Raw genomic sequence first — 21314 nt, forward strand, 5'->3', positions numbered from 1 at the left:
GCGCAGCGCACGCACCGCAACATCCCCAAATCATTACTAAGGAGTTAAAATCATGGCAAAACCATTAATTGAAGTTGAACAAATTGATAAAGTCTTTCCTTTAGCCGGAGGCGGTCAATATATAGCCCTCAAAGGCATTGATTTACAAATCAAAAAAGGTGAATTTGTTTCCTTAATTGGACACTCAGGCTGCGGAAAATCCACCTTATTAAATATGGTAGCCGGGTTAGATTTACCCTCAGAAGGAATTGTCACCATTGAAGGTCAAAAAATTACCAAACCAGGGCCCGACCGGATGGTAGTGTTTCAAAACTATTCCTTATTACCCTGGCGAACAGTTCGAGAAAATATTGCTTTAGCGGTTGATTCTGTCATGAAAGGATTACCGTTAGGAGAACGAAAAACGATCATTGAAAGTCATATTGATTTAGTCGGTTTACGCCATGCCGTCGATAAATATCCCGCCCAATTATCTGGGGGAATGAAACAACGAGTTGCTATCGCTCGTGCCCTAGCCTTACGCCCGAAATTACTTTTATTAGATGAACCCTTTGGAGCCTTAGATGCCTTAACACGGGGAAATCTTCAAGAACAATTAATGAAGATTTGCCAAGATAATCAAATTAGTGCCTTAATGGTGACACACGATGTCGATGAGGCGGTTTTATTATCCGACCGAATTGTGATGTTAACCAACGGCCCCGAATCACAAATTGGGCAAATTTTAGAAGTAGATATTCCTCGCCCCCGTCAACGGATGCAAGTTGTAGAACACCCCAGTTACTATCGCTTGCGGAGTGAAATGATTTATTTCCTCAACCAACAAAAACTCATCAAAAAAATGCGGGCGAAAAAGAATAAAATTTTATCCCGTCATGGCTTAGAAAAAATTAATTTAGAATTGGGTTTTGTTCCCCTCACCGCCTGTGCCCCCCTGGCCGTTGCTAAAGAACTGGGATTTTTTGAAAAACACGGCCTCGATGAAGTCCATCTGGTGCGGGAAAGCAGTTGGCGGGGCATTAGCGATGGCATTGCAGGAGGCTATTTAGACGCGGCTCAGATGCCCTCTGGGATGCCTTTGTGGATGACCTTGGGGGGGGATGACACCAAACCCGTAACGGTGATTACATCCCTCACCATGACCCGCAACGGCAACGCCATTACCCTCGCCCGTCGCTTCTATGACCAAGGAATTTACAGCCTAGCTGACTTCAAACGGATGTTGCTGTCTTACCCAGAACAACAGCATCGTATGGGCGTTGTCCATCCCAGTTCCATGCACAACCTGTTACTCCGCTATTGGTTAGCATCGGGGGGTATTGACCCTGACCATGATGTCGAACTGTTGACCATTCCGCCCGCCCAAATGGTGGTGGACTTGCAAGCTGGCACTATTGATGGGTTCTGTGTTGGGGAACCTTGGAACCTGCGGGCGATGATGGAGGACGTCGGGTTTACCGTGGCGACGGACTTAGAAATTTGGCCAGGACACCCTGGAAAAGTCTTAGGGGTGCGGGAAGACTGGGCCGCAGCTTACCCCAATACCCATATTGCCTTGGTGAAATCACTATTAGAGGCGTCCGCCTATTGTGCTGACCCCGAAAATGCCGATGAAATTCGCCAAATTTTAGCCCAACGGACGTATCTGGGAACTCGCGCCGAATATATTCAATTAGCTGACCCCAATGATACCGCGTGCAATTTGGATCAACCGATGCGTCAATATGCCCATCATCAATTTTTCGGCGAAGGCGTCAACCGTCCCAGCCGCACCGAACAATTGTGGCATATTGTTCAAATGGCCCGTTGGGGACATACTCCTTTCCCCCGCAACTGGGTGGAAATTTTAGAACGCTTATGTGCAGTGGGCGCTTTTAGTACCGCCGCCCGTGAATTAGGACTTTCTGAAATTAGTTATAGTCGGGGCGCTATTCAATTATTTGATGGCACAAAATTTGATACTGAAGATCCCATTGGTTATCTCAATAGTTTGAAAATTAAACGGGATTTTACGGTGACAGAAGTTGTTTTAGATTATCCCCGAATTAAAGTGGCTTGACTTCAGAAACCGGGTTTCTCCCTTGATTTTTGAGTTCTTCAGAAACCGGGTTTCTCCCTTGATTTTTGCTAATAAGTAAAAATTTTTGCTAATATGAAATCCCTTAATATTTGCTACATATTCCCCTGTAGAGACGTTGCATGCAACGTCTCTACAGGGGGGGTGGGAGAAGAATCTGTAGCATCTATAACTAGATTTCATATAAGAAACCCGGTTTCTATATCTTTAAATTGTGAAATTTAAAATTCAGGAAAAATAACCATGACTACTGCTAAAAGTTCTGTGTCTACCTTTGGTCAAAAATTTACTAAAAAATCCCTGGGGAAAACTCAGCCTTATTTAGTGTTTGATCACGTTTCTAAAGTTTATCCGACTGCTAAAGGGCCGTACACGGTTTTAAAAGATGTTAATCTCACGATAAATGAAGGGGAATTTATTTGCGTGATCGGACATTCCGGGTGCGGAAAGTCTACTTTATTAAATATGGTTTCCGGGTTTAATACTCCTTCAGATGGTAAGGTGACATTACGCTCAAAACCGATTTTAAAACCTGGGCCAGACCGCATGGTGGTGTTTCAAAACTATGCCTTATTACCTTGGCGGACGGTCTTTGAAAATGTTTATTTAGCCGTTAATGCGGTTCATCCCAATAAATCAGAAGTTGAAAAAAATGCCATTGTTCGAGATCATTTAGCGATGGTAGGATTATCAGAAGCCGCCGAGAAAAAACCGCCTCAAATTTCAGGGGGGATGAAACAACGGGCGGCGATCGCACGGGCTTTAGCTATTCGTCCTGAAGTGTTAATTTTAGATGAACCTTTTGGGGCGTTGGATGCAATTACTAAAGAAGAATTGCAGGAAGAATTGTTAAAAATTTGGAATGATCATCGCTGTACAGTATTGATGATTACCCATGATATTGATGAGGCATTATTCTTAGCAGATCGGTTAGTGATGATGACAAATGGCCCCTCGGCAACTATTGGAGAAATCTTAGAAATTCCCTTTGAACGTCCCCGCGATCGCACTCAAATTATGGAAGATCCCGAATATTATAACCTCAGAAATTATGCCCTAGATTTCCTTTATCGTCGCTTTGCCCATGATGATGAATAAATAATTTTTGACTACACCCTAAAACCCTAGTTTCTTCAAGAAACCGGGGTTTTAATCTTAGAAGGATTTAAAGCAGTTAAGGGCGAGAAAACCTCGCCCTACAGGGGATATTTAGATGAATTAAAATGTCATTTCCTTTCCGCACCCTAACCGATTTCATCCCATTTTAACTAAATCTACCTGATGATTTCCGAGCAACGTTCCACTCTGTAAAGCCAGGGTTCCTAATAGGGGAACATGATTACTATTTTCTAATAAAAATTTTAAGAAAGTTTCTGCAATAATAGACAGTTGTTTCCCTTCTAAATGAGTCACATACCACCGCAGATGAATCGGAAAATGTTGTACATCTAAAATAGTCAGTTCCCCCATTAACTGTTCTGCAATTAAGGTATGTTGAGATAAAACCGAAAGCCCTAAACCTCCAGCGATCGCTTGTTTAATTGCTTCATTACTCCCTAATTCTAAACGAACTTTCACCCCAACTTTATACCGTTCAAATAGCTTTTGAACCGATTGTCGTGTTCCTGAACCTTGTTCTCGCATAATAAAGGGTTCTCCCGCTAAAGATTTAATCGGAATATTTTTTTCTCCTGCTAAAGGATGATCTTGTCGGGATACAACCACTAAGGGATTATCTAAAAACGGTTGACTGGATAATGCTAAATCTTCAGGAGGTTGACTCAGGATATACAAATCATCTTGATTGTCTTGCATTCGTTGAATTAATGTGGCATGATTAGTCACCTGTAAAGCAATATCAATCCCTGGATATTGTTGACAAAAATGCCCTAACACTCTGGGAACAAAATATTTAGCCGTTGAAACAACTCCTAACCGCAACCGTCCCTGTTTTGTGCCTTTTAAAGCCGCAACTTGCATTTCTAAATTATCCAACTGTTCAAAAATATTCTGACAAGTAGATAGCAACGCTTCTCCGGCTTCAGTCAGATACAGTTGCTTGCCAATTTGTTCAAATAATGGTAAACCAATGGTTTGAGTCAGTTGTTTAACTTGAGTTGAAACCGTTGGTTGTGTAATCATCAATTCCTCGGCGGCTTTCGTAAAGCTACTATGACGCGCCACCGCCTCGAATACTTTTAATTGATGTAAAGTTGCCTGCATCAAGAGTCTATCCCTCCTTGAGTCATTATGGTTATGAAATCAAAAGCTGTCCAAGGTTCCTGCTGTTTTTATTATAGATATAAATCAATAAATTTATCGTTTTGTATAAACCAAAAACTATATAAGTAAAAGTTATCTACACTTGTTGAGGGTCGAAATTCTCGAAAATCTTTACACCATCAGGATTTTGAGGAAATTGAACTTAAATCGATTAGATGAATTCCTTGATAGATTATAACTGATTCACCCTGACCTAAGTTGTTTTTTTATTCAATACTTTTAGCCCTAACCCGTTAAAGTTCCGATTCCGTCAAGTTGCTTCTGGTTGGGCTTCCTGGCTATTCCAGATTTCAGGATAAAAATTTTTCAATGAGAGCTTGCGATCGCTGTTGGGATAATGATAAGCTTCACGATAGATAAAAATCAATAGTCCGTGTTTTAACAATAGTCAAAAAACAATAACAGGAGCCTAACATTTCTCTATGCAAGTGTTCAACCAGATCAAGTTTGATAATCTACGGGGGGATCTATTTGGGGGACTGACCGCCGCCATTGTCTCCCTACCCCTTGCCTTGGCTTTCGGGGTTGCATCAGGTGTTGGCCCGGTTGCGGGTCTTTACGGTGCAGTCTGTGTGGGCTTTTTCGCGGCTTTATTCGGAGGCACACCCACGTTAATTTCCGAACCCACTGGCCCAATGACGGTGGTAATGACCACCATTGTCGCCAGTTTGATGGCAAAAAACCCCGATAACGGTTTGGCTATGGCGTTTACCGTTGTCATGATTGCGGGGTTATTTCAAATTATTTTTGGGGTATTCAAACTGGGTAAATATATTACCTTGATGCCCTATAGCGTGATTTCCGGCTTTATGTCGGGGATTGGGATCATTTTAATCATCTTACAAATCCCACCGTTTTTAGGGCAAGCCACACCCAAGGGCGGTGTATTGGGAACCATCCAAAGCCTACCGGAACTATTGACAAATATCAATCCTGTAGACGCCACATTGGCAGGCTTAACCTTGGCAATTATTTTCCTAATGCCATCCAAATTTAAGCGAATTGTTCCCCCTCAATTAGTGGCATTAGTCATTGGTACAGTCGTTTCTTTAATCTTTTTCCAAGGGGTTGATATTCGTCGCATTGGTGAAATTCCCACCGGACTCCCCGTCCTGCAAATGCCTGTGTTTAGCTTCGACCAACTGACCATCATGTTAGTGGATGGGGTAATGTTGGGGATGTTAGGTTGTATTGATACGTTATTAACGGCCGTAATTGCTGATAGTATTACCCGGACTCAACACGATTCTAATAAAGAATTAATTGGTCAAGGAATTGCCAATATGGTATCGGGAATTTGTGGCGGATTACCCGGTGCGGGTGCAACAATGGGAACCGTTGTTAATATCCAAACGGGTGCAAAAAGTGCCTTATCTGGAATTACCCGTGCGGTAATTCTGCTGATTGTGATTTTAGGTGCCGCAAGTCTTACCCAAAGTATTCCGATGGCGGTGTTAGCCGGAATTGCCCTGAAAGTGGGGATTGATATTCTCGATTGGAGTTTCCTCAAACGTGCTCACGTCGTTTCTGCTAAAGGAGCGATTATTATGTACGGCGTGATGTTATTAACGGTATTTGTTGACTTAATTGTTGCTGTGGGTGTGGGGGTATTTATTGCTAATATTCTCACCATTGAACGCTTGAGTGATATGCAAGCTCAAGATGTGAAAGCCATTAGTGATGAAGATGATGCCATTGTCATGAGCCCGGAGGAAAAAGAGTTACTCGCTGCGGGTCAAGGTCGAGTATTGTTATTCTATCTCAGTGGCCCGATGATTTTTGGGGTCGCGAAGGCCATTGCCCGTGAAGAATCGGTGGCCCAAAATTATGATGTGTTGATTTTTGACTTAAGCGATGTCCCGATGTTGGGGGTTACGGCTTCTCTAGCCATTGAAAATGCCATTAAGGATGCAGTGGATAAAGGCCGTCACGTCTTTATTGTTGGCGCCGCAGGTAAGATTAAACAACGCTTAGAACGCTTTAAGATTTTAGATATGATCCCTTCTCATCATTTAATTCTGCAACGGAAAGAAGCCTTACAACAAGCTTTAACACTGATTACTCCTCCCGCCTACAGTGATGAAATGCTGAATACTAGCCCCAGTGATGCTCAAAAACCGATTATCACAACCAACTCCGAAATAATTTAAGCCATTCCTAACCCGTGAGTTCCCTTGCTAATTCTAGCGTTGCTATTCACGGGTTTTTCTGGTTTCACCGATTGCGACTATTGAAAATTAGGGAAATTATGTTATAATTCAATAAGGTTTGAAAAATTCGCGGACGTAATTCAGTGGTAGAATGTCACCTTCCCAAGGTGAACGTCGTGGGTTCGAGTCCCATCGTCCGCTTCACTCTGCTAACCTCCTGAATGGAATATTCTCTAACTGAATTACACCCGTATCTTTTAACGGATCTAGCCTTAATAATTCAAGGATACGCCCTATTATATACTGACTAATCAACAGCTATAAGATAGGGAAGCTCAATATTAAGTTTAGGGGAGCGAATAAATATTGATGATGATTAAAGGAACTACGAAACTATTAGGGGTGATAGGTTATCCCATTGAACATTCGCTGTCTCCAGTGATGCAGAATGCGGCGATCGCCCATTTGGGTGTAGATTATGTTTACCTTCCTTTTGCCATTTCCCCCCCTAATTTAAAAACCGCTCTTGAAGGATTTACGGCAATTGGTGTACAAGGATTTAATGTAACAATTCCTCACAAACAGGCGATTTTACCCTTTTTATCCGAGGTAACAACTTTAGCACAATCCGTAGGTGCAGTGAATACGGTTTGGTGTACCCATAACGGCTGGAGTGGCACAAATACGGATGTTGTAGGGTTTCTTACGCCCTTAGAAGTGTATCATCAACAGTGGAATGATAAAGTGGCGGTCATTCTCGGTTATGGCGGGGCGGCGAGGGCGGTTGTAGCGGGATGTGTAGAATTAGGAATCAAGGAAATTTATGTGGTCGGTCGTGACCCCCAGAAATTAGCAACCTTCCAAGACAGTTGGCGGGTGTCTCCCTTAGCCGTTGCGGTTAAAACCTGTCCTTGGGATCAATTATCGAGCTTACTTCCTCAAGCCGACTTACTGGTGAATACGACCCCGGTGGGAATGTATCCCCACGTTGGGGAGTCTCCCCTTGAAGCATCGGTGATGGACAAGATTAAATTAGGTGCGATCGCCTATGATTTAATTTATATTCCTCGAACGACTGAATTTTTAAATTTAGCCGCCACTAGAGGTGCGATGATTTTAAATGGACTACCCATGTTAATACAGCAGGGAGCCGCCGCTTTACAATTGTGGTTACAGCAACCTGTTCCTGTTGAAATCATGCGTCAGTCTCTACAGCACTATTTAGAGTCCTAAAAAGACTCAATCTTTCCGTCAATTTTGGGTTTGATCGCCCTTTTTATCGTCTATGAAATTCAGAACTTTATCGGTTATTGTTGGCGCCTGTTTCTGGTTTTTAATTACCAGCTTTTGGACTCCTCCCGCTTGGGCATTAATTCCCATTCAACTCCAAGATTTAAGTTATAAAGATTGTCCCCCGGAATTAGCAGAAGGTGCCGTTTCTAGTGGTTCGAGCCAAGATGCTTACTGTTTTATTATTATGGGAAAAGCTAATAATACATCGGGGAAAGTCGTTGTCGATGCTGATATTTTTGGTCGGATTTATGATGCTACCAATAATCCCGTAATGCAAAATCGAGGACGTTTAGGAAGCATTGATATTGTTCCTCCAGGGATTAGTGATTTTGAATTTAGAATTTCCATTCCCTCTAACCTGGAACCTCCTTTACAACTCAAACAATTTAAAGCCTCTGGTTTTAAGCATCCCATTGGTCGATAAACTCGACTAACACCTTTATTCTAATTTTTTCATTTGGAACTGGGCATCTTTATAACCCCCGGTTAAGCCTTGTTCCAAATAGAGTTTCCCCGCCTGTTCAAAATCGCTAATTGCACCGCTTTTATCCCCAATTTCAACCCGAACTAATCCCCGACCATAATAGGCGCCTGCATAATTGGGTTTCAGACGAATGGCTTGAGCATAATCGGCGATCGCTTGATCATAATTTTTCATTTTAACATAAACTTGAGCGCGATTTCCATAGGCTTCAGCATCATTCGGATTAATATTAATACCCCTGGTATAATCAGCAATTGATCCTTCATAATCTTGAGCACCAAAACGAGCTAATCCTCGATTACTATAAGCTTTATAATCATTCCCTGTCAGTTCAATTGCTTTTGAGCAATCTTCGATGGCTTTTGAATAATCTTTGAGGTTTAAATAGGCAATACAACGGTTATTATAAGCCACTTCATTCGGAACACGGTTAATGGCTTCCGTACAGTCTGTAATTGCTTGATTATAGTTCCATAAATTAATATAAACGCTACAGCGATTAGCGTAGGCTTCGGCATTATTGGGATCAAGTTGTAAGACGGTATTATAATCTCCTAAAGCGCCTTGATAATCTCCTAAATGAAATCTTGATCGACCTCGATCATAATATCCAATCGGGTTTTTAGGTTCGATCTGAATAGCTTGGGTATAATCAGCCATTCCTCCTTGTAAATCCCCAGATTTTACCCGTGCAGTTCCTCTAGCTCGATAAGCTTTTGCTTGTTCGGGTTGCAGTTTTAAAACCGTATTATAATCTTGAATGGCATTCTCATAATCTTCCATCTCATAATAAACTAAACCTCTTTTATAAAAAGCATCTCCATCTTGAGGTTGTTGTTTGATGACTTGATTATAATCTGCTAAAGCCCCCGCTAAATCCTTCAGATCATAACGGGTTAAACCCCGATTAAAATAAGCATTTGTATAGTTAGGATTGAGTTCAATGGCTTTGGTATAATCTGCTAAAGCTTGATCATATTCGTTCAAGTCATAGTAAGCATTAGCCCGTTTATGATAAAATTCTGGATTACTAGGGTTAAGTTTTATCGCTTGATTAAAAAATCGAATTGCCCCTTTAGAATCCCCATTCTCTGCTTTTTCCACCCCTTTTTTTAAAGCATTTTCCGCTTTAATGGGATCGGGACGATTGGCAACTTGCACCACTCCAAAAATCACGATTAAACCGACTAAGCCCGTGGTCGTGATCGCTATAATTTTACCCCATTCAATCGGTGGTTTCTCCTCTTGATAAGTGGGAAAGTTTTTTAACTTATTAATATTAAACCCTGAACGTCCTGTGGCTTTTCTTAAATCATCTAAAACATCGATCACCGTTGCATAACGTTTGCTATAATAAGGATGAACCATTTTATCAATCACATGGGCTAATCCTGGACTGACTTTAGCATAATTTCGCCAACTTAATTCTCCGTTATTCGATAAGCTCGGATCTTGTAATTTTGGTAAATCAGACGCTTCTAACCCAGTAATGGCTTGAATGGCAATCATGCCCACAGCATAAATATCACTATTATATTGGGGATGACCTTGGAACTGTTCAATGGGCATATAAGAAGGGGTTCCCGTCGCAATAGTTCGCAACGCTTGTCCATTGCCATCCGCCAGTCGCGTACTGGTTTCTTTGACGGAACCAAAATCAATTAAAACTAATTTATCATCAGATTTACGGCGAATTAAATTAGAAGGATTAACATCTCGATGAATCACTTCGTTTTCATGAACAAAAACCAAAATTTCTAAAATATCTTCAATTAATAAAATCACTCGTTCTTCTGACCAAGGATTTCCCGGAACTAACTCCTTCATCAACGGATGCCCACTGACAAATTCTTCAATTAAATAAAATTGATTATGATCTTCAAAATAAGCTAATAATTGGGGAATTTGATCATGTCGTCCCAACCGTTCTAAGATTTCTGCTTCTTGACGAAATAACCGCAGTGCTGTTTTTAAGACATTAGAATTATTACTCGGTGGACGTAATTGTTTAACCACACATTGGGGATGACCCGGACGACGGGTATCCGCAGCCAGATAGGTTTGTCCAAAGGCCCCCGAACTTAAGACTTGCACAATTCGATATCTTCGATCTAACAGTTGACCAATCATTTCCATAATTAGTAATCAGTAAACAGTAATCAGTAAGCGGTTAAGCATCTAAATTTCTGATTCAAAAATCTTTATATATAAGTAGTGCCAGCGTCCTTGCTTACTAAATTATAGGCTATAAATGTCTACACAGCTTAATCAGTAATCAGTAAAGTTAAGAATTATCAAGCCCATTCTTAACCCTTAACTCTTAACTCTTACACTGATAACTGATAACTGATTACTGATTACTGATTATGTCACAACCAACGATAGAATCCATTTTGCAAGAAAATCGGTTATTTGCACCGACACCAGAGTTTTCCCAGAATGCTCATATTAAAAGCTTAGAAGAGTATAAACAACTCTATGAAAAAGCCAAAGCCAACCCGGAAGCGTTCTGGGCAGAATTAGCGGAAACAGAACTGCATTGGTTTCAAAAATGGGATCAAGTGTTAGACTGGCAACCGCCCTTTGCTAAGTGGTTTGTTAATGGCAAAATTAACATTTCTTATAATTGTTTAGATCGCCACTTAACAACCTGGCGGAAAAATAAAGCCGCCTTAATTTGGGAAGGGGAACCCGGAGACTCTCGGACGTTAACTTACTTGCAACTGCATCGGGAAGTTTGCCAAATGGCTAACGTTCTCAAACAGTTAGGGGTTCAAAAAGGCGATCGCATTGGCATTTATATGCCCATGATACCCGAAGCTGCCATCGCCATGTTAGCCTGTGCGCGAATTGGAGCCCCCCATACCGTTGTTTTTGGCGGGTTTAGTGCTGAAGCCTTAAAAGATCGCTTAGTGGATGCAGAAGCTAAACTGGTGATTACCGCCGATGGTGGCTGGCGAAAAGATGCCATTGTCCCCCTCAAAGAACAAGTGGATAAAGCCATTGATGCAGGGGCGAAGAACGTTGAGAACGTTTTAGTCGTGCAGAGAACGGCCCAAAAAATTAATATGGAACCGGGACGAGATCATTGGTGGCATGATCTCAGACAAGGAGTATCCGCCGACTGTCCCGCCGAACCGATGGATAGTGAGGATATGCTGTTCATCCTCTACACCAGTGGGACAACCGGGAAACCCAAGGGCGTTGTCCACACCACAGGGGGATATAACCTCTACACCCACATCACGAATAAATGGGCTTTTGACTTACAGGATACCGATGTTTATTGGTGTACGGCCGATGTCGGTTGGATCACCGGACATAGTTATATTGTGTATGGGCCGTTATCCAATGGGGCGACAACGGTAATGTATGAAGGAGCTCCCCGTAATTCTAATCCCGGTTGTTTTTGGGATGTGGTGGAAAAATACGGGGTGACGATTTTCTATACCGCACCAACCGCTATTCGGGCATTTATGAAGATGGGAGAACATCATCCCAAGTCCCGTAATTTATCGTCTCTGCGCCTGTTAGGAACCGTTGGAGAACCCATTAACCCGGAAGCTTGGATGTGGTATCATCGCGTGATTGGAAACGGCAATTGCCCCATTGTCGATACTTGGTGGCAAACGGAAACGGGTGGGTTTATGATTACACCCTTACCCGGAGCCACTTCGACTAAACCCGGTTCAGCAACTTTACCCTTCCCTGGAATTTTAGCCGATATTGTGGATACGGAAGGAAACCCCGTAACCGATGAAAGTGGCGGCTATTTGGTGGTGCGTTATCCCTGGCCGGGAATGATGCGGACGGTGTATGGTGATCCCGATCGCTTCCGTCGGACGTATTGGGAATATTTAAAGCCGAAAGAAGGCGGAAACCTTTATTTTGCAGGAGATGGAGCCCATCAAGACCGAGATGGTTATTTCTGGGTCATGGGTCGGGTGGATGACGTGATCAATGTGTCAGGACACCGTTTAGGGACGATGGAAATTGAGTCGGCGTTAGTGTCCCATCCGGCGGTGGCTGAGGCGGCGGTGGTGGGGAAACCCGATGAAATTAAGGGTGAGGATATTGTGGCGTTTGTGACTTTGGAGGAAGGGAAAGAAGCCTCTGATGAGTTAGCCAAGGAACTCAAAAAGCACGTTGTTAGCGAAATTGGCGCTTTAGCTCGTCCTGGGGAAATTCGGTTTACGGATGATTTACCGAAAACCCGGTCTGGGAAGATTATGCGGCGGTTATTGCGATCGCTCGCATCCGGTCAGGAAATTACCGGAGATACTTCTACGTTACAGGATCGCAGTGTATTAGAAAAATTGCGCGGTGGGGCGTAGAAAGTTATCAGTTATCAGTTATCAGTTATCAGTGTTAATTTTGTGATCTTCCCTGGTAAACCAGGGATTTTTTATAATTTCGGATGGACTTTGCCCATTATTCTTTTCCTCGAATAATTTTTATAAAGAATATTATTGATTACTTAATGATGACTAGCGATCGCACCTCAAAATACCCAAAATCTCGACAAATTCCCCTGAGATTACTGTTAATTTAGAAAATTTGGACAACAAAAATGAAATTAAGGCAAAAAATTCGGCGATCGCTATCGAGAAATTATAAGCTTCAACTCACCACATTTACTGTCATTTATATTGCAGGGATGACTCTAGCGATAAAACTTCAGTTAATAGATCCTTTTGCTCTGGCTGTCTGGCCACCCGCCGGAATCGCTCTAGCACTAATGTTATTATTTGGGATTAGGGTTTGGCCCGGTATAGTAATTAGTTTTATATTATTAGACATCATTTTTGGCTTAGATGAATTTGATTTTACTACGTCGATCATGCCTGCAATCGGCGAAATATTACAAACCATATTTGCGGTGAAATGTTTAGATTATTTTAAGTTTGATCGCCGTTTAAATCGTTTAAGTGATGTCTTTAAGTTGATATTTTGGGGGGCGATCATTTCTACTCAAATTAAAACAATTTTGCAAGTCTCAACTATTTGTTTATTTAAAGAAGGGATGTGGAGTGATTTTGTTTGTGTATCTCCTTTAGGCGATTGGAGTAATTTTATTAATCTTTTTTGGAATTGGTGGCTAGGAAATGTTATGGGGATCTTGATTTTTACTCCCTTAATTTTATTATATCCAGATAATCAGCTACCCGATCAGCAAGTTTTATCCGAGCCAGAATTACTGAGAAAAAGGGTAAAATCTTTTCTTTTATTGGGTATAATTACTGTTATTAGTTCCCTAATCTTTTTTCAAAAAATAGATGAACATCTTGCTAATTATCCCATAGAATATTTGCCTTTACCTTTTATTATTTGGGCAACTTTAAAATTTGATCAAAGAATCTCGATTATTGCCACATTTTTAGTATCAATGATCTCGATTTTATCAAATTTTTATGATGGTGGTCCATTTATAGCGAGAACAGGAAATATCAGCGAGGCAACTCTATTATTACAAACATTTATGGCTGTAACAACTATTACTAATCTAGTATTATTAGCTACAGTTAGTGAACGGACACAAGCAGAAAATCAGTTACAAAAATTAAATCAAGAGTTAGAAAAGCGTGTAAAGGAACGCACCGACGAATTAGCAATTGCTAAAGAAAAAGCTGAAATAGCAAATCAAGCAAAAAGTACCTTTATTGCTAATATGAGCCATGAATTGCGGAGTCCATTAAACGCAATTCTAGGTTTTTCTCAGCTGATGTTACGCACAAAAAACTTACCTTCTGAACAATATGAAAAGGCGAAGATTATTCAGCGTAGTGGAGAATATTTATTAACTTTAATTAATAATGTTTTAGATTTTTCTAAACTTGAAGCCAAGAAAATGACTCTGAATCAAAAGGATTTTGACCTATATCAATTGCTCGATGATTTAGAAGATATGCTCTATTTAAAAGCATTTAATGCGGGATTAGAATTAATCTTCGATTGCGGTGAAAATTTACCTCATTATATTTACACTGATGGCGTAAAATTACGTCAAGTTTTACTGAATTTGTTGGGTAATGCGATTAAATTTACTGTCAAAGGTGAGGTAACTTTAATTGTTAATCTCAAGGACAATAAAGAGAATCAAGATTATATTTTAAATTTTCAAATTAGCGACACAGGAAAAGGAATTTCTGAAGCAGAATTAACTAACTTATTTGAGGCTTTTTCGCAAACAGAATCAGGACGAGAAGCCCAAGAAGGAACCGGATTAGGATTAGCTATTAGTCGTCAATTTGTGCAGTTAATGGGGGGAGATATTACCGTAGAAAGTGAATTAGGGAAAGGCACAACTTTTCAATTTTCGATTTCGGTACAATTAGGTAAAGAATTAACTAAAATTCAACAAATTAATCCTAAACGAGTATTAGCATTAGAACCGGGTCAACCGACTTACAAAATCTTGACGGTAGATGATAAAACGATTAATTGCCAATTATTAATAAAATTATTTTCACCATTAGGATTTGAAGTGAAAGCAGCTAGTAATGGAATTGAAGCGATCGCAATTTGGCAAGAATGGCAACCTCATTTAATTTTTATGGATATGAGAATGCCTGTCATGGATGGTTATGAAGCCACTAAATATATTAAGTCAACGACTCAAGGTAATGCCACTGCAATTATAGCTTTAACTGCGAGTGTTTTAGAAGAAGAGAAAGCGATTATTTTGTCGGCTGGCTGTGACGATTTTATGCGTAAACCCTTTAAAGAATCTACAATTTTTGAGATATTAAATAAACATTTAGGAGTCAAATATATTTATGACAATATGACAGATGAGAATAGTCAAACAGGAGCAACAATTAATGAATTACCCCGACTCACTACAGAACAATTCCAAATTATGCCCCCAGAATGGCTGCTTAAATTATATCAAGCAGTTCTCGAAGCAGATGAGCAGCAAATCATGAAATTAATCTTAGAAATTCCCGCAACCGAAACTTCTTTCACTAAAAGCTTAACTCAACTGGTGCGTCAATTTCAATTTGAGCAAATTATTGATTTAATAGACCCTCTCGTTGGGGATTCTAATTAATTACAGTGGTACAGGCTTCTAGCCTGTAGCCACAGGTTTGATAACTTAAATTGTTATAAATGCAATTTTCGCTAGAGATAATATCTGATGGCCCCATAACGATAATTTTCCCATTTTCAAGTTCTAATTGGTAATCCTGTCCAGCTTCTGAGAGAGTTGCTTGTAAGTTTTCTAAATCTTTTATTGTCATTAGTGTCATGAGAAAAATCTCCTTATCTAACTGAATTAATTAATATTATATCTCTAAATTTAGGGAAAAATAAGTATTTGTACTATAGATCTAGGGAAATTTATGTAGTACAGTACGTTACTTTTTTTTTGGAAGTGCGGAATCTGGGATATAATGCAGTTAATCTTATTCATGCGATCGCAGAGGCAAATCTATGTTCAAAAATATTGCGGCGGATGCTTTGGGTATAAGTGATATTGGTGCTGTCATCAAACCCGCAGACTATAACAAAGTAGATACCGATGATTATATCATCCATGAAGAAGGGGAAAAAATCTATTTTCTAATTAAGTCAAAAACCGATGAATATTGCTTTACTAATCGCGCTTTGATTCATCTGGATGGTACTTCTGCTATGAGCAAAAAACGCTTGCTTCACCGCTATAATTACAGTCACCATATCATTAAAAATGTCAAGCTTGAAACAGCAGGAACATTGGATATGGACATTGAAATTAAATTTACGATGGGTGAGCATTCCTATTCTATTGATGTTGGTAAAGCTTTTATTGAAAAACTTAAAGACTTGTATAAAGCCTTAATTAAAATTTCGGAAATTCAACAGGAAAACGCCATTCATTATGAATATGCTAAAACTAGCTTAAATACAGCAACAAACGCCGTTAACCGTTCGACAACTGCCTCCGCTTTAGAAGAACAATTTAAAGCCATTAACCAGTATGCTTTTCAGTGGCTCGAACAAGCTCATAAAACTTATGTTCGGAAAGAATTTGGCGATATTTTTGAGAAATTTATTAACAATTAAAGCCGGGATGAGTTATTATAGCACTTCTAAATAGGTCGTAATATTTTATTGTAGGGGTTGGGTCTCCCAACCCTTACAGTTATTTTTCACAAATCAAAAAAGTTAAGAGTAGAGGAACGCTATCTTAATACCAAGCCAAATGATGGTGTTGATGCTCTTGCTGTCAATGAAAGTAGCAATAATGATCTAAATCACCACAATCCTTATATTTTAATTAATAAACTTCTGTCTATTCTCTGTTATCCTCTATGGTATTATAATCAAAGCTATTAATTCTAGTGTCAAGATAAATTGTATCATTTATAACTCAAAGGAAAATTAAATATTGTGGGAACTCGAATTAAAAACTTACAAGTCACAAGAGTCGTAGATGGGGACACTATCAAAGTGTTACTCAATGATAAGCGGGAATTTTTAAGACTCGATTGTGTGGATACAGAAGAAATACTCAACCATGATTCTAAACCTCGAACTAATGCCGGAATTGCTGCGGCAGAAATGGCACAACAATATTTTACAAATGAACATGGTTTTTTAACCCAAGTTGATATTGAATTTGATGGCAATGAACCCGCAGAAGTCTGTTTAGAAAAATATCGAGATCATCACGGACGATTAATTTGTTATGTTCATAAATATGGAGAAAACTTTAATTTAAAGTTAATTAAGGAAGGGTGGAGTCCTTATTATATTAAATATGGACATTCTCGCTTATATCATCAAGAAATGATGGAAGCTGAAGCCGAAGCCCAAGCTTATAATCGCATGATTTGGAATCCTCAAACCAATGAACACAGTGGGTTTAGAAACTATACAATTTTAATGCCTTGGTGGTCATTAAGAGCTTCAATTGTAGATGATTTTCGTCGCTATGGACAACCCAATGGTGTGTTATCCGTGCGTTTAGATTATCCTAAAATTTTACTCGCCGCCATGAAACAACAATGGGTAACTATTTTCTGTGATTTACAAGATGGAATTACCAAATGGATCGGGAATAGTGCTATTATTCATACGGGAACAAAAGACCACAATTTGAAATTATGGATTCCTGAAGCCACCGATGAAAAATATGCTCCCCTGGTTTATTTAATTAATAAACGGTATACCGGGTTAGGACGCGGCTATATTTATGTTAGTGGACAGGTGACGATGTATCGAGATAAACCCGAAATCACCTTAACCAGTTTGCAACAATTATCGGATTTTTGTCCGATTTTTCAAACGACAAGTTCGACAAATTCCCCGACTTTCATTTACAATAAAACCCAGAACTGATGAGGATAAAATCATGGCAAATTCCCCCAAAATTCTCGCGTTTGCTGGTAGTGCTAGAGAAGCCTCTGTGAATAAAAAGTTAGTTCAAATTGCCGCAGCCGGGGCAAAAGCAGCCGGGGCAGAAGTGACTTATATTGATTTGCGGAATTTACCGATGCCCTTATTTGATGAAGATTTAGAAGCGCAACAAGGAATTCCGGCGACTGTTCGTGAATTTAAAGACTTAATGTTAGCTCATCAAGGCTTATTAATTGCCTGTCCTGAGTATAATAGTTCAATTACGCCGTTATTAAAAAATGCCATTGATTGGGCATCTCGTCCTGAACCTAATTTACCCGGATTAGCTTGTTTTAACAATAAAGTTGCAGCCCTTATGAGTGCATCTCCTGGAGGGTTTGGAGGAATGCGAGGCTTAGTTCATGTTCGGGCAATTTTAGAAAGTATTGGGGTGTTAGTTATTCCTGAACAACGTTCAATTTCTAAGGCGTTTGAAGCCTTTAATCAAGATGGCAATTTGAAAGATCCCCAACAACAGCAGGATGTTGAAAATTTAGGGGCGAAAGTAACAACTTTATTAATGAAACTTTCAGCTTAAATTGTTGTTTTAAGGTGGGTTCTTCCCACCTAGTTTGAGATTATGGCTTCTTTACCAGACGGATTTCCACAACCCACTCCCGTTGGAGTGATTGAAGTTAAACAATATCCCGCTTATCGAGGAGTAACCTATTTACATCAAGGGGATTTAACTCAAGCCACTCGCAGGGCATTTAATCCCCTATTTCAACATATTAGTAGCAACAATATTTCCATGACAACCCCTGTAGAAGCTCGGTATTTACAGGAGTCTGAATCTATCAATCAAGCCGAGGTTTCTTTTCTCTATTCTCATCCTGAAATTACCCCTCAACAAATACAATCTGATGTCAATGTCACCGATACCCCAACGATGAAAGTCGTCAGTATTGGTATCCAAGGCGCTTATACTTGGGAAAGTTATCAAATTCATTTACAACGGTTAAAAAATTGGTTAAAACAACATCCTGAATATGAAATAATTGGTTCTCCTCGTCGATTATTTTATAACTCTCCCATGACCCCTGAACATTTAAAATATAGTGAGGTGCAAATTCCAATTCAGGATTCTTTAACATAAAATATCATAATTCTTCAATTCATCTTATTCTTCTTTCTTTGGATAGATGTTGAATCCGTTCAGATTCAATAATACTGGAAGGTACAAACCCATCTATTTAATCTAGCTCCTACTAATATCCCCATGTCAAATACAGTCTTTCCTCCCCAAACCACATCCCCCAAAGAAGAAGTTTCTAGCGTTGAAGCTCAAAGTGAAATTCAGGAACTTGTTCAAGACCATAAGGCGGAATTTGATATTGATTTAGAGTTTCTTTATACCCGTGATATTGAATTTCGCCAAGAAACGATTTATTTTATTGTTGTAGATCGATTTTATGACGGTGATCCCAATAATAGTGAAGGCCCTAATCCTGAACTTTATGATCCACAACAACAAGATTGGGGTAAATATTGGGGAGGTGATTTACAAGGAGTTATTGATAAACTTGATTATTTAAAAAACTTAGGAGTAACGGCAATTTGGTTAACCCCTTTATTTGAACAAATCGAAGATTTATTCTGTGAAACGGCGGCAGTTCATGGCTATTGGACAAGCGATTTTAAACGCTTGAATCCCCGTTTTATTGGTAAAGATGAAAACCCTTCTCTGAATGCGACTCAAGACACCCGCAACACAACTTTTGATCGCTTAATCGAAGAAATTCATAGTCGTAATATGAAGTTGATTTTAGATATTGTGTGTAATCATAGTAACCCCGATATTAGTGGAAAAAAAGGAATATTATATGATGATGGAGTCAAAATTGCAGATTTTAATAATGATGAAAAGAACTGGTATCATCATTATGGAGAAGTCAAGAATTGGGAAGATGAATGGCAAGTCATGAATTGTGAATTATCAGGATTAGCAACTTTTAATGAAAATAATATTGAATACCGAAATTATATCAAATCTGCCATTAAACAATGGTTAGATCGAGGAGTTGATGCGTTACGGGTTGATACGGTTAAACATATGCCAATTTGGTTTTGGCAGGAATTTAACGCCGATATCAAAACCTACAGACCCGATGTTTTTATCTTTGGTGAGTGGATTTATTCGAGTCCAGAACAAGATCGATCTGTGGAATTTGCAAATGAGTCTGGAATGTCGATTTTAGACTTTGGATTTTGTGTTGCAATTCGTCGAGCATTAGGCGCATTTGAAGAAGCCGGATTTCACTTAATTCAAGATGTTTTAGATTTGGATCATCGCTATTATAGTTCAACGGAATTGATTACATTTATCGATAATCACGATATGCACCGATTCCAAACCTTAAATCCTGATCCTGAAATTTTGCAAATGGCGATCGCTTTAATTATGACATCTCGTGGCATTCCTTGTGTTTATTATGGCACAGAACAATTCCTTCATAATGATACCAATGGAGACGGAAATCCCTATGGAAATAATGACCCCTATAATCGTCCGATGATGGAAACTTGGGATACGGATTCTCCCCTTTATCGAGAGCTTCGATTATTATCAGGTTTAAGACGCTTAAATCCTGCCGTATCATTAGGAAGTCAATGGCAAAAATATATTACTCCTGATGTTTACTGTTATGTTCGTCGCTATCGAGATTGTCTGTTATTTGTAGCCATGAATCGCGGAGAAATGGTAACTCTTGAAGAAGTCGAAACCGAGTTAAATGATGGAGAACATACGGATGTCATGTCTAAGAATAAATATGAAGTCAAAGACGGAAAACTTTATAACCTAGAACTCGCTTCTAAACAGGTCATTGTTTTGTCTCAAGTCGGGGAACGTTTGAAAGCACAAACCATTGTTCGAGTCCAATTAAACGGAATTCAAACTCAACCCGGAGAACGAGTGGTTGTCATTGGGGATTGTCCTGAATTAGGGAATTGGGATATTGCCAAAGCTTATCCTTTAGAATATATCAATACTAACACTTGGTTTGGGGAAATTCCTTTTAATGAAAGCGCCGGAAAATTGATTAATTATAAATATGCAATTTTACGAGAAGGAACATCCCCATTACGCGAAAATTTAGTATCTCGTCGTTGGGTTATTGCCAATGAAGGTATTGTTAAATGGCGGGATCTTTGGGCATCTGGACGAGAATCATAAATCAGTTATCAGTTGTCAGTTATCAGTTATCAAGTCCCCTGCTTAGAAGTGCTATTTCTGATCTGTAATTAACAGCCGATAAGGATTTTGATTTTGTTGACGATCACCGATATAAATGTTATAATTACCTTGGGTTCCGTAACCTGAATATTGTAAAATTCCACTGTTGGCAGAACCCTCTGGTAACATACAATAACGTCCGCTAGGGCCATCAATTAATAATGTAGGTGAACCAGAGGTTGTTACCATCACTCGCCAATACGGTAAATCTTCAGTAATTTCAATAATATGATTGGGGGTTTGAGCAATAAATCCGCAATCTTGACTATTAACAGGCCCTCCAGAAGTACCTGATAAGGAAAGAGAACCCCCTTGGGTCATTTGTTGCCGATCAGCCCAAGCGTTGGGTGCTAAAGCTAAAACCATCCCGAAAACACATCCTAACACTGTTAAATTGCGTAGTTTCATTTT

The 21314-nt window shown here is 39.6% G+C and carries 16 protein-coding genes and 1 tRNA gene; 13 read left to right on the top strand and 4 right to left on the bottom strand.

What is annotated here, in order from left to right; genetic code table 11:
• Positions 1 to 52: 52 nt before the first annotated feature.
• Both H6G57_RS07145 and H6G57_RS07150 read left to right on the top strand, forming a co-directional pair.
• Positions 53 to 2059, top strand: a complete 2007-nt coding sequence (locus H6G57_RS07145) for a nitrate ABC transporter ATP-binding protein (protein ID WP_190517188.1) — start codon at positions 53 to 55, stop codon at positions 2057 to 2059.
• Positions 2060 to 2320: 261 nt separating this feature from the next.
• Positions 2321 to 3175, top strand: coding sequence for a nitrate ABC transporter ATP-binding protein (locus H6G57_RS07150; protein ID WP_190517190.1), 855 nt, complete (start codon positions 2321 to 2323; stop codon positions 3173 to 3175).
• Between the two features lie 156 nt (positions 3176 to 3331).
• On the opposite strand, the gene H6G57_RS07155 is transcribed toward H6G57_RS07150, so the two are convergent.
• A complete protein-coding gene (locus H6G57_RS07155) occupies positions 3332 to 4303 on the bottom strand; it encodes a LysR family transcriptional regulator (RefSeq protein ID WP_190517192.1) in 972 nt (323 codons plus the stop codon).
• Positions 4304 to 4782: 479 nt separating this feature from the next.
• On the opposite strand from H6G57_RS07155, the gene H6G57_RS07160 reads away from it, so the two are divergent.
• From H6G57_RS07160 to H6G57_RS07175, 4 genes are all read left to right on the top strand, one after another.
• On the top strand, positions 4783 to 6510 hold the full coding sequence (locus H6G57_RS07160) for a SulP family inorganic anion transporter (protein ID WP_190517194.1): 1728 nt from the start codon (positions 4783 to 4785) through the stop codon (positions 6508 to 6510).
• A 129-nt stretch (positions 6511 to 6639) separates the two neighbouring features.
• Positions 6640 to 6711: transfer RNA gene (locus H6G57_RS07165), tRNA-Gly, on the top strand.
• 171 nt (positions 6712 to 6882) lie between these two features.
• Complete coding sequence (locus H6G57_RS07170) at positions 6883 to 7743, top strand: shikimate dehydrogenase (protein ID WP_190517195.1); 861 nt, start codon at positions 6883 to 6885, stop codon at positions 7741 to 7743.
• A 52-nt stretch (positions 7744 to 7795) separates the two neighbouring features.
• Positions 7796 to 8227 (top strand): hypothetical protein, encoded by a 432-nt coding sequence (locus H6G57_RS07175; protein ID WP_190517197.1) that lies wholly within the window; start codon positions 7796 to 7798, stop codon positions 8225 to 8227.
• Positions 8228 to 8242: 15 nt separating this feature from the next.
• On the opposite strand, the gene H6G57_RS07180 is transcribed toward H6G57_RS07175, so the two are convergent.
• Entirely contained in the window at positions 8243 to 10423 is a 2181-nt protein-coding gene (locus tag H6G57_RS07180; RefSeq protein WP_190517198.1) for a serine/threonine-protein kinase, read from the bottom strand.
• Positions 10424 to 10653: 230 nt separating this feature from the next.
• Between H6G57_RS07180 and acs the strand changes: the two genes are divergently transcribed.
• The gene (gene acs, locus H6G57_RS07185) at positions 10654 to 12621 is read left to right on the top strand and encodes an acetate--CoA ligase (RefSeq protein ID WP_190517200.1); all 1968 of its coding nucleotides are present in this window, start codon (positions 10654 to 10656) and stop codon (positions 12619 to 12621) included.
• Between the two features lie 236 nt (positions 12622 to 12857).
• Positions 12858 to 15338, top strand: a complete 2481-nt coding sequence (locus H6G57_RS28890; RefSeq protein ID WP_242048891.1) for an MASE1 domain-containing protein — start codon at positions 12858 to 12860, stop codon at positions 15336 to 15338.
• On the opposite strand, the gene H6G57_RS28895 is transcribed toward H6G57_RS28890, so the two are convergent.
• Positions 15331 to 15537: a hypothetical protein gene (locus H6G57_RS28895; RefSeq protein WP_242048892.1), complete on the bottom strand. Its 207-nt coding sequence runs from the start codon at positions 15535 to 15537 to the stop codon at positions 15331 to 15333. The genes H6G57_RS28890 and H6G57_RS28895 overlap by 8 nt on opposite strands.
• Positions 15538 to 15721: 184 nt before the next feature.
• Between H6G57_RS28895 and H6G57_RS07200 the strand changes: the two genes are divergently transcribed.
• The 5 genes from H6G57_RS07200 to H6G57_RS07220 all read left to right on the top strand — a co-directional run bounded on the left by H6G57_RS07200 (position 15722) and on the right by H6G57_RS07220 (position 20843).
• Positions 15722 to 16333, top strand: a complete 612-nt coding sequence (locus H6G57_RS07200) for a PH domain-containing protein (RefSeq protein ID WP_190517202.1) — start codon at positions 15722 to 15724, stop codon at positions 16331 to 16333.
• Between the two features lie 327 nt (positions 16334 to 16660).
• Entirely contained in the window at positions 16661 to 17611 is a 951-nt protein-coding gene (locus H6G57_RS07205) for a thermonuclease family protein (RefSeq protein WP_190517203.1), read from the top strand.
• A gap of 13 nt (positions 17612 to 17624) precedes the next feature.
• Complete coding sequence (locus tag H6G57_RS07210; protein ID WP_190517205.1) at positions 17625 to 18206, top strand: NADPH-dependent FMN reductase; 582 nt, start codon at positions 17625 to 17627, stop codon at positions 18204 to 18206.
• Between the two features lie 42 nt (positions 18207 to 18248).
• A complete protein-coding gene (locus tag H6G57_RS07215) occupies positions 18249 to 18764 on the top strand; it encodes a heme-binding protein (RefSeq protein ID WP_199314039.1) in 516 nt (171 codons plus the stop codon).
• A gap of 123 nt (positions 18765 to 18887) precedes the next feature.
• Entirely contained in the window at positions 18888 to 20843 is a 1956-nt protein-coding gene (locus H6G57_RS07220; RefSeq protein WP_190517207.1) for an alpha-amylase family glycosyl hydrolase, read from the top strand.
• A 51-nt stretch (positions 20844 to 20894) separates the two neighbouring features.
• On the opposite strand, the gene H6G57_RS07225 is transcribed toward H6G57_RS07220, so the two are convergent.
• The gene (locus H6G57_RS07225; RefSeq protein ID WP_072718549.1) at positions 20895 to 21311 is read right to left on the bottom strand and encodes a hypothetical protein; all 417 of its coding nucleotides are present in this window, start codon (positions 21309 to 21311) and stop codon (positions 20895 to 20897) included.
• Between the last annotated feature and the right edge of the window lie 3 nt (positions 21312 to 21314).

This window comes from Planktothrix sp. FACHB-1365, assembly GCF_014697575.1.
Classification (GTDB): Bacteria; Cyanobacteriota; Cyanobacteriia; order Cyanobacteriales; family Microcoleaceae; genus Planktothrix.

What these genes read in the sequence shown, in the direction of transcription:
- H6G57_RS28895 (WP_242048892.1), bottom strand. Translation starts at nt 15,537, where the DNA reads ATGACACTAATGACAATAAAAGATTTAGAAAACTTACAAGCAACTCTC.
- H6G57_RS07145 (WP_190517188.1), top strand. Translation starts at nt 53, where the DNA reads ATGGCAAAACCATTAATTGAAGTTGAACAAATTGATAAAGTCTTTCCT.
- H6G57_RS07175 (WP_190517197.1), top strand. Translation starts at nt 7,796, where the DNA reads ATGAAATTCAGAACTTTATCGGTTATTGTTGGCGCCTGTTTCTGGTTT.
- H6G57_RS07180 (WP_190517198.1), bottom strand. Translation starts at nt 10,423, where the DNA reads ATGGAAATGATTGGTCAACTGTTAGATCGAAGATATCGAATTGTGCAA.
- H6G57_RS07220 (WP_190517207.1), top strand. Translation starts at nt 18,888, where the DNA reads ATGTCAAATACAGTCTTTCCTCCCCAAACCACATCCCCCAAAGAAGAA.
- H6G57_RS28890 (WP_242048891.1), top strand. Translation starts at nt 12,858, where the DNA reads ATGAAATTAAGGCAAAAAATTCGGCGATCGCTATCGAGAAATTATAAG.
- H6G57_RS07225 (WP_072718549.1), bottom strand. Translation starts at nt 21,311, where the DNA reads ATGAAACTACGCAATTTAACAGTGTTAGGATGTGTTTTCGGGATGGTT.
- acs (WP_190517200.1), top strand. Translation starts at nt 10,654, where the DNA reads ATGTCACAACCAACGATAGAATCCATTTTGCAAGAAAATCGGTTATTT.
- H6G57_RS07210 (WP_190517205.1), top strand. Translation starts at nt 17,625, where the DNA reads ATGGCAAATTCCCCCAAAATTCTCGCGTTTGCTGGTAGTGCTAGAGAA.
- H6G57_RS07170 (WP_190517195.1), top strand. Translation starts at nt 6,883, where the DNA reads ATGATTAAAGGAACTACGAAACTATTAGGGGTGATAGGTTATCCCATT.
- H6G57_RS07160 (WP_190517194.1), top strand. Translation starts at nt 4,783, where the DNA reads ATGCAAGTGTTCAACCAGATCAAGTTTGATAATCTACGGGGGGATCTA.
- H6G57_RS07200 (WP_190517202.1), top strand. Translation starts at nt 15,722, where the DNA reads ATGTTCAAAAATATTGCGGCGGATGCTTTGGGTATAAGTGATATTGGT.
- H6G57_RS07150 (WP_190517190.1), top strand. Translation starts at nt 2,321, where the DNA reads ATGACTACTGCTAAAAGTTCTGTGTCTACCTTTGGTCAAAAATTTACT.
- H6G57_RS07215 (WP_199314039.1), top strand. Translation starts at nt 18,249, where the DNA reads ATGGCTTCTTTACCAGACGGATTTCCACAACCCACTCCCGTTGGAGTG.